We start from the raw sequence: 12,004 nt of genomic DNA, 5'->3' as shown, positions 1-12,004 counted from the left end.
GACCGTCGGCACGTGATCGGCGAGAACACTGCCCAACAGGGGCGTCACCGCGGTGATCGCTCGACTGATCGTCGACTGCGACACCCCGAAGGTCTCCGCCAACTCCGCCTGGACACGATTCCGCCGTAAATACGTCAAAGTGACGACCAACGAGGTGAACAAACCCAACACCGGCGGCCACGGCCGCCGACCATCACCGACCTGGTGGTGAATCGCGGCGCAGAGGTTCTCGACGGACTCGCGCGTCAGGCCAGTGGTATGATACATGTCAGGCGGTCCGTTTGGTGAGTTTCTTTGGTGTGGTAACCAGATTCTCTCAAATGGACCGCCGCCTACGTCAACCCACCCCGGCCTTCATGATCGTCAGGCGAGGGTGAGTCCACCTCTGAATAACCCTCACAGCTTACCGCGCAGCACCGACAAACCAGGAGCGGCGAACGGCGCCTGTGGACAACCGGAACCGTTGTGGACAACCAACCACCACAGAACGCGCCAACAAGATCATCCGCCACAAGAGCCCCCGATATATAGCCTACCGAGGGAGCCTGGCAGAACGGGAGCACTAAACAGCGCCTGTGGACACCCAGCGCCGTTGTGGATAACTCCTCAACAATCACCCCAGCACCCGCTCCCGATAATCGCTAGGCGCCTCCCCCACCACCTTCCGGAACGTCCGTGAAAAGTGGGCTGCGTTGGCGAATCCGCACTGCCGGGAGATCTCCCCAATCCCCCGCGCCCCCAGCACCGGGTCCCCCAACAGCTCCTTGGCCCGCTCAAGCCGCATCGCCCGGATTCGCCCCGATACCCCCTCTCCATCATCGAACAGCTGGTACAACCGCCGCCTCGAGATAAAGAGCGCCTCGGCGATCCGATCTGCGGACAGACCAGGGTCGGCCAAGTGGGACCGGATGTACTCCACAGCCGCTCGTCGACGGGTTGCGAGGGCGTCGGCGCGGTCGAGTTCTGTGCGCAATGCGCTGCGCAGCACCAGTTCCGCGAGGCCCAGTACATACGCCCGTGCTCCGTGCGGGTCCAGCGCGGGTACGCCGATCAAGTGGGCCACGGAAGACGCCACGAGGGCCTGTAGGCCGCGCTCCAGTGGCACCGGTTGGAACAGCAGGGGTTTCAGCTCAGTGAAGCCCACCGACAACTTCCCCGTCGCCACCGCTATCAGTACTACTCCGCCGCGTACTCGGACCGAGCACTCGCCGAACGACAGGGCGATTCCCTGTTCGGGCAACCGGGGCACGCTTGCGCGCAGGAGGATCTGCAGTTGCGGGGGGTCCGGGCGCGACCGGCCTTCGATGGCCATCAGGGCCGCGGCGGCGCCGGAGGCGCGTACCACCAGGTGGCCTGCGGCGACGTCGGCGTCCATGGTGGACAACCTAGTCGGGGGTGGACGCGGAGCGGGGGTGGTCACCGATCCTGGTGACCACCCCCGTCGTGCGCCCGGTCAGTTCGCGATGGCCGACATGGAGGTCCACTTGTCCCAGGCGAGGGCCCAGTCGTAGTAGTCGCCGTCGGCCTTGCCCAGTTGCTGGTTGGAGCCGGTGACCTCAACCGGGTCGCCGACCAGCGCCGAGTCGTAGTACAGCTTGGCGTTCGCGGGGGCGAGGTTCACGCAGCCGTGGGAGACGTTGCGCTTGCCCTGGTCCGGGATGGAGGGGGCGTAGCCGTGCACGAACTCGCCGTTGTTGGAGACGCGGACCGCCCAGGGGACGACGACGTTGGAGTAGCCGTACTTCGGGTTGGTCATGCCGTAAGTGGCGTGCTTGCTCATCACCACGTGCGTGCCGCTCTTGGTGACCCGACCCGGGTCGGACTCCAGGCCCATCGACGCCGGGAAGTCGTGGGTGACGACGCCGTCGCGGTAGACGACCATGCGGTGGGTCTGGGTGTCAGCCTTGACGACCTGGGCGCGGCCGATGGTGAACGAGGACGTCACGTCGTCGCGGCCGTACGTGCCGCCGCCCAGGTCCACGCCGTAGATGCCGACCGCCACCTCGACCTTGGTGCCCGGCTTCCAGTACTCCTTGGGCCGCCAGTGCGCGGTGGTGTCGTCCAACCACGCCCACTCGCCGACGTTCTCCGGGGTGGTGGTGACCGTCATCGCCTTCTGCACGGCCACCTTGTCCTTCACCGGCGCGTCGAACACGACCGCGACCGGCATGGCGATCCCGTAGGTCTGCCCGTCACCGGTGTTGAGGCTCGCCTTGGCGGTCCGCTTGGGCTTGACCGTGGTGAACGTCCCCGCCACCGGCGCGGCCTTGCCGTCGGCGCCCAGCGCGCTGCCCGCCCAGGTGTAGGTCTTGCCGTACCCCAGGTGCTCGGCGACCGTCCACGTCTTCTTGTCCGCGGCCAGCTCTCCCTTGACCTGCTTGCCTTCCGCGTTGGTCAGCGACACGGTCTCCAGCGTCCCGTCGGCGACGACCACCGTGATCGGACCGGCCGGGCTGACGTCCTTGGCGTCCGCGGCCGGGGTCGCGGTCACCTTGGCCGACGGCTTCGCCTGCGCCTGGGTGCCGCGCTGCTCCCCGCCGCCCGCCCCGGTCGCCGCGATCGACTCCCCCGAGGTGCACCCGCTCAGCCCAAGCACGGCCACCAGTGCCGCACCGGCCAGCCCCACCACCAGCCCCCGCCGCCCGCCCCACGCGCCCATCGCAACTTCCCTTCCCCCACAAGCCATCCGACACCACTAACGACGCCGTGGCGCGGGGGATCGTTGGCTCAAGTATTTGTGACCCGTATCACTTTCCCTGGCGCTCCCGGTCAATCCGGAGAGCGATTCCGCCACTGCGGAGCGTACCGGTGGAGATCACCCGCTTGGGCTAGCCGAGCGCCCGTCAGGCAGTAGTGCGGCCCGGGGTCAGCCGATACGCTTTCGCTTGCAGGCCGTGGGTTTCTGTGTTCGTGCGATACACGCTCGCGGAACGACGACGCGGGCGCGCTGCTTCTCCGCTGCAGTCGGCGGGAGCATCGCCCGAGGGCGGCCCGGGGTTGCACGGTGCAGCCCCATGCTCCTGCGATGGAGGCAGGTTTATGGCACAGGGCACTGTCAAGTGGTTCAACTCCGAGAAGGGCTTCGGCTTTATCGCGCAGGACAACGGCGGCGCCGATGTCTTCGTGCACTACTCGGAGATCCAGAGCAAGGGCTTCCGCACCCTTGAGGAGAACCAGCGGGTCGAGTTCGAAGTCGGACAGGGTACGAAGGGTCCGCAGGCCACCAACGTTGTCCCGCTGTAGTCCCCCGCTCTGGCAATAGGAGATGGGCCCCGAACCTGGTGGTTCGGGGCCCATCGACATCGGGGGTCGGGGTGGCGGTCAGCGGCGCTGCAGTTGCTGGGCTTCCCACTCCAATCGCTGCATGACCCATTCCTGGGCCAGCGCCATCGGCGAGGTCTGCCGGTAGGCGGCGAGCTCGCGCAGCTGCTCGGTCGCCATCAGCGACAGCCGCAGCTGGTACACCTCGGCCGAGCCGAAGCGGCGGCCGGAGCCGGTGGTCTCGGCGTCGGTGTCGGGCGAGAGCGCCGCGAGGTAGGACTCGAGCTCGTGGTCGGGGAGGGTTTCCTCGGCCTGCTGCTGCCCCACGGTGCGGTGGCGACCAGTGCTGGTGCCGACCGCCTTGAGATCGGTGCGGCTGCGTCCGAAAGAGGGAAAAGGCACCGGGACACGATAACGGTCTGATTGCGAGCCCGCAGCCGGTGTGACTGGCGACACAGCAACCATTCCGGTCCTGAGCCGTTCACCTGCGGTTATGGAGAGGCCCCCGCGCCAGGGGGAGGAACGCGGGGGCCGGAGGGGATCTCCACAGGTGCTGACCGGGGGTGTGTCAGCCCCACGATTGTTGCACGTGCACCGGCTTGGGCGGGAGGTCTCAACCGGGAAAAATTGCCGTCAATGTTCACCTGATGTTCGTCTTGCCTCGTGGCCTTCTCACCGCTAGTGACCTGCGGTGATGACCTTCGCCGACGACCCCGCCGGGCCGTACGTCGCACCCGCCGGACAGCTCCCCGGGAGCCGCTCAGGCGGCCGCCGGGCGGAACCCGCGCAGCCGCAGGCTGTTCGCCACCACGAACACGCTCGACAGCGCCATCGCCGCCCCCGCGATCATGGGGTTGAGCAGGCCGAACGCCGCCAGCGGGATGCCCGCGACGTTGTAGGCGAAGGCCCAGAACAGGTTCCCCTTGATCGTCCCCAGGGTCCGCCGGGACAGCGCGATCGCGTCCGCGGCGAGCCGGGGGTCGCCGCGCACGATCGTCAGGTCGCTCGCCTCGATCGCCGCGTCCGCCCCGGTCCCCATGGCCAACCCCAGGTCGGCGGCGGCCAGCGCGGGCGCGTCGTTCACCCCGTCGCCGACCATCGCCACCACGGCACCCCCGGCGCGCAACCGCTCGACCGCGGCGACCTTCTCCTCCGGCAGCACCTCGGCGATCACGTCGGTGATCCCCACCTGCGCCGCGATCGCCGCGGCCACCCGCTGGTTGTCGCCGGTCAGCAGCACCGGCCGCAGCCCGAGCGCGCGCAACCGGGAGATCGCCTCGGCACTGGTCGGCTTCACCGTGTCCGCCACCGAGATCACCCCGATGGCGACGCCGTCGGCCGCCGCGGCGACCACCGTGCGGCCCAGGGCCTCGGACCCGGCCAGCGCGGTCGCCAGCTCGGTGGGCAGCTCGATCCCGTGCTGTGCCAACAACCGCGGCCGACCGACGACCACCGGCACGCCGTCGACGACACCGGTCACCCCGAGCCCCTCGGCGTTGCGGAAGTCCTCGACCCGCGCCTGGCTCGCCGCCCGCGCCGCGATCGCCTTGGCCACCGGGTGTTCAGAGGCCGATTCCACCGCCCCCGCGAGCCGCAGCAGCTCCTCGACAGCGACCCCGGGCGCGGGCACCACGTCCACGACCGACATCCGCCCGGTGGTGATCGTGCCGGTCTTGTCCAGCACCACCGTCGTCACCCGCCGGGTCGACTCCAGCACCTCCGGGCCCTTCACCAGGATCCCGAGCTGCGCGCCGCGCCCGGTGCCGACCAGCAGCGCGGTGGGCGTCGCCAACCCCAGCGCGCACGGGCAGGCGATCACCAGCACCGCGACCGCCGCGGTCACCGCCGCGTCCCCGGACGCCCCCGAGACCAGCCAGCCAGCCAGCGTGATCACCGCGATCGCCAGGACCACCGGCACGAACACCGCGGAGACCCGGTCGGCCAACCGCTGCACCTGGGCCTTGCCGGTCTGCGCCCGCTCGACCAGGCGGGCCATCTGCGCCAACTGCGTGTCGGCGCCGACCCGGGTCGCCCGCACGAGCAGGCGGCCGCTGGTGTTGACCGTCCCGCCGACCACGGCCGCGCCGGGGCCGACCTCCTCCGGGACGGACTCCCCGGTGACCAGCGCCCGGTCGACCGCGGACGCGCCCTCCTCCACGACGCCGTCGGTGGCGACCTTCTCGCCCGGTCGGACCGCGAACAGCTCGCCGACGCCCAGCGCCGCGATCGGCACCCGCACCTCGACGCCGTCGCGCAGCACCGCCACGTCCTTGGCGCCCAGCGCCAGCAGCGCGCGCAGCGCGGCACCGGCCCGCCGCTTGGAGCGGGCCTCGAGCCATCGGCCCAGCAGCAGGAAGGTGGTGACCCCGACGGCCACCTCGAAGTAGATGTCCGCCCGCCCGTGGTCGCCCGCGGGCAACAGGCTGAACTCGTGCCGCATCCCCACCGCGCCAGCGCCGCCGAACAGCAGCGCGTAGACCGACCAGAGGAACGCCACGCCGACGCCCATCGACACCAGCGTGTCCATCGTGGCCCCGCCGTGGCGCAGGTTGACCGCGGCGGAGCGGTGGAACGGCCACGCGCAGACCAGCACCACGACGTAGGACAGCGCGAGCGCCGACCACTGCCAGGTCGGGAACTGCCACGCGGGGACCATCGACACCGCGATCACCGGCGCGCTCAGCGCGGCCGAGAGCCAGAACCGCGCCCGCGCGTCGTCGACGGTGGTCGCGGTGTCGGGCTCCGCGCGCACCGGGCTGGCCTGGTAGCCCGCGCCGGTCACGGCGTCGACCAGCGTGGTGGTCGGGAAGCCCGGTGGTACCTCGACGGTCGCGCGCTCGGTCGCGAAGTTGACCGAGGCGCGCACCCCGTCGAGCTTGTTCAGCTTGCGTTCGACCCGACCCGCGCAGGCCGCGCAGGTCATCCCCCCGATGGCGAGCTCGACCCGCTCGGGCGGCCGCTCGACGGTGGTCATGTCAGCTGGTACCCGGCCTCGGTCACCGCGGCCGCGACGGCGGCGCGGTCGAGTTCGGCGGCGCTGGTCACGGTGACCGCGCCGGAGGCCAGGTCCACCTCGACGCCGGAGACCCCGCCGATGGCGGTGAGCTCCTCGGTGACCGACGCGGCGCAGTGGCCACAGGTCATCCCGGCGACGGTGTAGACGGTCTGCTCGGACACTTCGGTGTTCCTCCCTGGATCCCGGATCTAAGACTTGACCAGGCGGGCGATCGCGTCGGCCGCCTCCCTGACCTTCGCGGCGGCTGCCTCGTCGCCCTGTCTGGCCGCGTCGACCACGCAGCCGGCCATGTGTTCCTCGAGCAGTTCGAGGGCGAACGCCTGCAGCGCTTTGGTCGCCGCGGAGACCTGGGTGAGCACATCGATGCAGTAGGCGTCCTCGTCGACCATCCGCTGCAGGCCGCGGACCTGCCCCTCCACCCGGCGCAGCCTGCGCAGGTGGGCGTCCTTCTTGGCGCTGGGGCGGTGCGTGTGCTCGTGCTCCATGCCACTGACGATACCCATAGGGGGTAGGGGTTGGTGAGCAGCTGTGGCGTTGATCTCCCCGGGCGGGTGGTCCGCCCTGGTCAACTCCTGGCACCGGAGTCGTCACGGTCCGAAAAGATGTCACGGACGGCTACCGAGGGTGCACTGCGGTTCACTCTGCGGGGGGCTGTGGACGCGGCGACTTGTCTCATAGCCTCACGCCAAACAAAAGCCGGGGAGGCACCATGAGCGGGTCACTCGAAGTGCGCAGTTTCCTTCTCCAGCAAGACAGCATCGGCGGGACCAACCAGTTCTCCACCGGCGTTCCGGCCCCCCGTTCGGGGGAATCCGCCCGCGTCTCCGAGGAGCAGGTGCGCCGCGCCCGTCTGGCCGTCGCGATGGGCGCCCAGTCCACCGAGGACTGCCGTGAGCTGCTGGAAATGCTCGGCCTGATCGACGGCGACGACGGCCTGCCCGCCGTTCGCCGTTGACCGTTTCCAGTACGGTTTCAAGATCGGATCCGACCGTCGGAAATTGACCTCCGGGTGCCGCCGAAGATCATTTTCCGCCCAGCGCGCCGGTTCGCCCGGCGCGCGATTCCCGGGGTTGGCGCAATTCGACCAACCAGGTAACCCAGCGTGACCCTCGTCCGGTGCCGCGGACGAGGGTCGACCACCCCCGGTCGTGCTGATCATCGCCGGGTGCGGTCGGCGGAGTGTTTGCCCAGGTCGGGGGCAGTTTCGGGGGGCCGTTTTGGTCATCCGGGAGGTGTGCCCTAAGCTATGCGTGCTCCCAGAGAAACCGGGCCTGGCCCGGGGAACCTGGAAGCGCGGTCGATCGGTTCGCCCGGAATTGGTCGGGCTCCCATCGTCTAGCGGCCTAGGACTCCGCCCTTTCAAGGCGGCAGCGCGGGTTCGAATCCCGTTGGGAGCACGTAGTACGGTAGTAGTGACGCAAGGCCCTGTGGCGCAGTTGGTTAGCGCGTCGCCCTGTCACGGCGAAGGTCGCGGGTTCGAGTCCCGTCAGGGTCGCGAGCTTTGGCATGCCCTTGTCCACGGAAAGCGTGGACCTGGGCGCTCGCCATTGCTTCTGGGGGGCGACCCCCCAGACCCCCACGGTGCGGTACGTGCCGAACCAGCGTCGTTTTTTGTACGTCTGGTTCTCGGTTGGTGCCGGTGCTGGTGGGGGTGTTGTGTTCTTGGCCAGGTAGCTCAGTTGGTACGAGCGACCGCCTGAAAAGCGGTAGGTCGGCGGTTCGACCCCGCCCCTGGCCACGGCCTCGGCCGATCTATGTCCACGGAGAGCGTGGACTGGGTCGGCCGTTGTTGTATCTGGGGGGCGACCCCCCAGGCCCCCACGGTGCGGGGGCGGGGAAGGTGTGGAGCGGTGGAGTTCGCGGAGCTTGTGTAGCGGACGGAACTGCGGATGCTGGAGCGGTGGGGGAAGGCGCAGAGCGGTGGAGTTCGCGGAGCTTGTGTAGCGGACGGAACTGCGGAGCGCCTGGACAACCGGGGGGACCCAGCGGGGGCTCGCTTGACCTTCGGTCGTCGCATCGAGGTTGTAGCCAATGGCACGGTGCGGTCGGGGGTGGGGTGATGGGTGAGGTGGGGGAGATGGTGGGGAGTGCGGGGCGGTGGGGGGTGTTGCTGTACTACTGCCAGGCTTGGCATGTGGTGTGGGAGGGCAGGGGGCTGTTCTCGGCGCGGATCGAGGCGGGGGGCGAGGGGCCGGTCGTGGGGGTTGGGCGGCAGGACCTCGAGTTGTCGGAGCGGGAGCGGGGCGTTGTTGATGCGGTGGTCGGGTTCTACGGCGGGTTGACGGACGGGGAGTTGGCCTCCTTGGTGCGTAGTGAGGCGCCTTGGCGGGAGGCGGAGGTGGGTGCGGAGATCCCCGTGTCCGCCCTGCTGCGGTTCTACAGCGGCTTGGCCTTGAGGCACGGCGAGGATGTGCCGCGCCGACCGGTTGGGGACGAGGAGTTGGCGGTCCCCGAGTTGCTGGCACTGGTCGAGTCGGAGGTGCCGCGGTGGCGGGAGACGCTGGATCGGCTGGCGCAGTGACCTACTACTTCGGCTTCGACGCGCTGGTCGGGATCAACCGGTCGTTCACCAACGGCGGCGGCCGGACGATCGACGAAGGGGTGGCCCGGTCGGCGCTGGCCCGACCCACCCACGCCTTCGGGGACGTGGAGTTCTACCCGACGGTGGTGGGCAAGGCGGCCGCGTTGCTGGAGGCGCTGGCCCGGACGCAGGGGTTCGTGGACGGCAACAAGAGAACCGCGTGGCTCGCGTGCGTCGGCCTGCTGAAGGCGCACGGCCTGACCCTCAAGGCCGAGGCGGACGCCTACGCTGCCGACCTGGTGCTCGACGTGATCGCCCGGCGTAGCGGGTTCGCAGAGGTGCACGACTGGCTGCTCGACAACCTCGAGGACTAGTACCGGCCATCGAGGTGCCCCAGACACCACGGCACGGCGGTGGACCCGACGGGCTCGGTGGTCGCGCGAAGTGAATGAACTTGGAGTGCTTGGCGCGTAAAGCCCCTGGTCATGAAGTGTGGTCCCCGCGCTAGCGGGGCTGTTCCCGACGCCACCCGCAACAAGACCGTGACGATCACGTGGTCCCCGCGCGAGCGGGGCTGTCCCCCCGGCCAAGCGGCGCGGGATCGTCGCGGGCAAGTCGTCCCTGCACTCGCGGGGCCGTTCTCCGGGCGGGATGTCGGTTGCGGCGCGTGGGCACCGGCTCTTGCCGCTTCCTTGGTGGGGAGCTGGGCGGGGTGGCGTTACCCGGGGGTGGGGGCGTCGTTTTGGGGATGGTCAGAAGGTCATCTGTTCGGGGGCGTTTGGTTCATCGGGTTGGTGCTTGGTCCGAGTGGCCGCGTGAGGGGTTCGCCGGGGGTGTGGGGGTGGTCACTTGGTGTGCGTTGACTTGATGGGTGAACGGTCCCGCCGGATGCGGGAACGGGGGTTGCGCAGGTCGGCCGAAGATGATGTGTGAGGCGGGACACAGATAGCTGATGGGCATAAGGGAAGTGATATGGAACGCACGGCATACCACTTCCCGGCGTTTACGTTGCGTGATCTTTAACTGGGAACGTCGGGCACCGGGCTGGCCTGGTCAAACGCGGTAAACGCGGGCTTGAGGGAAATACGCGTTCGCGATTGGTGCAGCTGTGATGGGGCTGGACGGCGGCGGTCGGGGGGCGTTGTCTGTGTCACGCTGGACGGCTGCGGTCTCACTCGGCGGTGGGAATTCACGGATCTCTACCGGGGTGGGATATACGCTCTGTCACCTGCCGGGCTGTCCGAGGTGGACTGTCGCATGTGCTCACGGGACGTGAGCGGACCTGCGGTGGAGCTACCGGACAGGTCACGGCTGTGCATCGTCGTTTGCTACTCGCTGTGTAGTCAGTTGCCTACAAACACAAGGCCAAGCCGAACGGGTTACATAAGAACTAACCCTCCGTGTAACGGCCCCGGGTAACCAAACGAATGAGCTATCGCAGCCAGGTCCCGATCGTCGCAGCTCGGGGAGTTGGCTCAACCCACTTTCAGCATGGTCAAGGGGCTTCGGGACGCCCCTCGACCGTGCATGCCCGATCCACCCACAACGGGGGATACACGATGCGTGACCAAGTCGGCCTTCCACGTCGGAGAGCTTCCCTGTGGCCCGCGCCAGCCGGTGCGCGCCGCGGCACCAAGCCGCGCCGCGACCTGCCCGCGGGTGAGCCCTCCTACCCGCCGGTGGCGGGCTGGGAGCCCCGCTACCGCACGGGAGTGCTGCTGGCTGACCTGTTCTCCGTGCTGTTCGGGGTGCTGGTCGTCGGTGGCTTCGTGGCCAACCGGGTCGATCCGGCCAGCCCGCTCATCACGCCGACCGGTGTCGTTACCTTCGGCGTCCTGGTGGCGTCCCTGATGGTGAACCGGGTGTGGAATCTCGCAATCCTGGGCCAGGGCGCCGAGGAGTTCCGCCGCCTGGGGCGCGCCTTCGTGGCCGCCTCGGTCGTGCTGGCGCTCGGCGGTCTGCTGTTCGACATCACCCAGATCCGCCCGTGGGTGTTCATCGTCGTCCCGGCCACCGCGCTGCTCGTCTTCCCGATGCGCTACGTGCTGCGGCAGTTCCTGCACCGCGCCCGCCGCGAGGGCCGCTGCCTGCTGCCGGTGATGGCAGCGGGCAACGTCGAGACCATCCGCGACCTCATCACCCGCACCCGCGGCGCCACCCACCTGGGCTGGCGGGTCGCCGCGGTGTGCACCACCGACGGCCTCGGCGAGGACGTCACCGAGATCGACGGCGTGCCCGTGGTCGGCCAGCTGCGCGACCTCGCCGCCCACGCCCGCCGCGGCGGCTACCGCATCGTCGCGGTGACCCCGGACGCCTACTGGACCCCCAAGCGGCTGCAGCAGCTCGCCTGGAAGCTCGAGGGCTCCGGCGCCGAGATGGTCGTCGCCCCCGTGCTGATGGAGGTCGCTGGCCCCCGCCTGCACGTCGACGCGGTGCTCGGCATGCCGCTGCTGCGCGTCTCGTCCCCCTCCTTCACCGGTGTGCGCCGCGTGGTCAAGGACGTCTTCGACAAGGTCGGCGCCGCGATCCTGCTGACCCTGCTCGCCCCGGTCATGATCGCCGTCTCCATCGCGATCGCGGTGGACACCCGCGGGCCGGTGTTCTACAAGCAGCGCCGGGTCGGCAAGGACGGCCGCGAGTTCACCATCGTCAAGTTCCGCACCATGGTGGTCAACGCGCACAAGCTGGTCACCAAGCTCGCCGACCAGAACGAGGGCCACGGCCTGCTGTTCAAGATGCGCAAGGACCCCCGGGTCACCAAGGTCGGCGCCATCCTGCGGCGCTACTCCATCGACGAGCTGCCGCAGCTGTTCAACGTGCTCGCGGGCCCCATGTCGCTGGTCGGCCCCCGCCCGCCGCTGCCGGAGGAGAGCGCCCGCTACGCCCCCGACGTGCGGCGCAGGCTCCTGGTCAAGCCCGGTCTGACCGGCCTGTGGCAGGTCAGCGGCCGCAGCGACCTCCCGTGGGAAGAGGCCGTGCGCCTGGACCTGCGCTACGTCGAGGATTGGTCCTTGGCGCTCGACGCGGTCATCCTGTGGAAGACGTTCCGTGCCGTCTTCACCGGCCAGGGCGCGTACTGAAACACCCCAGCACCCGGGGAGCGATAGTCGACGAACACCCGTACCGGCGCAGGGGCCGGTGCGGGTGGGGGATCAGCACGGAGCTGGTCGGCGCCTGAGCTGATCGGATCCTGGCCACCCCAGCAC

The 12,004-nt window shown here is 69.4% G+C and carries 12 protein-coding genes and 3 tRNA genes; 8 read left to right on the top strand and 7 right to left on the bottom strand.

What is annotated here, in order from left to right; all coding sequences use genetic code 11:
- From LV75_RS23690 to LV75_RS23680, 3 genes are all read right to left on the bottom strand, one after another.
- Positions 1 to 267 (bottom strand): helix-turn-helix domain-containing protein (locus LV75_RS23690; RefSeq protein WP_253889174.1); only part of this gene is annotated, 267 nt, incomplete at its 3' end.
- 346 nt (positions 268 to 613) lie between these two features.
- Entirely contained in the window at positions 614 to 1,375 is a 762-nt protein-coding gene (locus tag LV75_RS23685) for a helix-turn-helix transcriptional regulator (RefSeq protein WP_253889173.1), read from the bottom strand.
- Between the two features lie 78 nt (positions 1,376 to 1,453).
- A complete protein-coding gene (locus tag LV75_RS23680; protein WP_253889172.1) occupies positions 1,454 to 2,659 on the bottom strand; it encodes a L,D-transpeptidase in 1,206 nt (401 codons plus the stop codon).
- 380 nt (positions 2,660 to 3,039) lie between these two features.
- On the opposite strand from LV75_RS23680, the gene LV75_RS23675 reads away from it, so the two are divergent.
- A complete protein-coding gene (locus LV75_RS23675; protein WP_026425160.1) occupies positions 3,040 to 3,243 on the top strand; it encodes a cold-shock protein in 204 nt (67 codons plus the stop codon).
- A gap of 78 nt (positions 3,244 to 3,321) precedes the next feature.
- On the opposite strand, the gene LV75_RS23670 is transcribed toward LV75_RS23675, so the two are convergent.
- The 4 genes from LV75_RS23670 to LV75_RS23655 all read right to left on the bottom strand — a co-directional run bounded on the left by LV75_RS23670 (position 3,322) and on the right by LV75_RS23655 (position 6,762).
- Complete coding sequence (locus LV75_RS23670; protein ID WP_204449252.1) at positions 3,322 to 3,663, bottom strand: hypothetical protein; 342 nt, start codon at positions 3,661 to 3,663, stop codon at positions 3,322 to 3,324.
- A 358-nt stretch (positions 3,664 to 4,021) separates the two neighbouring features.
- Complete coding sequence (locus LV75_RS23665) at positions 4,022 to 6,235, bottom strand: heavy metal translocating P-type ATPase (protein ID WP_253889171.1); 2,214 nt, start codon at positions 6,233 to 6,235, stop codon at positions 4,022 to 4,024.
- Positions 6,232 to 6,405 carry a heavy-metal-associated domain-containing protein gene (locus LV75_RS23660; RefSeq protein WP_301319698.1) on the bottom strand — a complete coding sequence of 58 codons (174 nt, stop codon included), beginning with the start codon at positions 6,403 to 6,405 and terminating at the stop codon, positions 6,232 to 6,234. The genes LV75_RS23665 and LV75_RS23660 overlap by 4 nt, the downstream gene beginning before the upstream one ends.
- 60 nt (positions 6,406 to 6,465) lie before the next feature.
- Complete coding sequence (locus LV75_RS23655) at positions 6,466 to 6,762, bottom strand: metal-sensitive transcriptional regulator (RefSeq protein ID WP_092782234.1); 297 nt, start codon at positions 6,760 to 6,762, stop codon at positions 6,466 to 6,468.
- 224 nt (positions 6,763 to 6,986) lie between these two features.
- Here LV75_RS23655 and LV75_RS23650 point away from each other — a divergent pair, with 224 nt between their 5' ends.
- The 7 genes from LV75_RS23650 (at position 6,987) to LV75_RS23620 (ending at position 11,878) form a co-directional block, all read left to right on the top strand.
- Positions 6,987 to 7,232: a hypothetical protein gene (locus LV75_RS23650; protein WP_253889169.1), complete on the top strand. Its 246-nt coding sequence runs from the start codon at positions 6,987 to 6,989 to the stop codon at positions 7,230 to 7,232.
- Between the two features lie 369 nt (positions 7,233 to 7,601).
- Positions 7,602 to 7,674, top strand: a tRNA-Glu gene (locus LV75_RS23645).
- 24 nt (positions 7,675 to 7,698) lie between these two features.
- Positions 7,699 to 7,772, top strand: a tRNA-Asp gene (locus tag LV75_RS23640).
- Positions 7,773 to 7,941: 169 nt separating this feature from the next.
- Positions 7,942 to 8,015 (top strand) — tRNA-Phe (locus LV75_RS23635).
- Between the two features lie 321 nt (positions 8,016 to 8,336).
- Positions 8,337 to 8,798: a Panacea domain-containing protein gene (locus LV75_RS23630; RefSeq protein ID WP_253889168.1), complete on the top strand. Its 462-nt coding sequence runs from the start codon at positions 8,337 to 8,339 to the stop codon at positions 8,796 to 8,798.
- Positions 8,795 to 9,172 (top strand): type II toxin-antitoxin system death-on-curing family toxin, encoded by a 378-nt coding sequence (locus LV75_RS23625; protein WP_253889167.1) that lies wholly within the window; start codon positions 8,795 to 8,797, stop codon positions 9,170 to 9,172. The genes LV75_RS23630 and LV75_RS23625 overlap by 4 nt, the downstream gene beginning before the upstream one ends.
- A gap of 1,185 nt (positions 9,173 to 10,357) precedes the next feature.
- Positions 10,358 to 11,878 (top strand): sugar transferase, encoded by a 1,521-nt coding sequence (locus LV75_RS23620; RefSeq protein ID WP_253889166.1) that lies wholly within the window; start codon positions 10,358 to 10,360, stop codon positions 11,876 to 11,878.
- The last annotated feature ends 126 nt before the right edge of the window (positions 11,879 to 12,004 follow it).

The sequence above is a fragment of the Actinokineospora diospyrosa genome (genome assembly GCF_024171925.1).
Taxonomy (GTDB): domain Bacteria; phylum Actinomycetota; class Actinomycetes; order Mycobacteriales; family Pseudonocardiaceae; genus Actinokineospora; species Actinokineospora diospyrosa.
The sequence above is the reverse complement of the archived record's forward strand: the minus strand, read 5'-3'. Positions and strand labels throughout refer to the sequence as shown.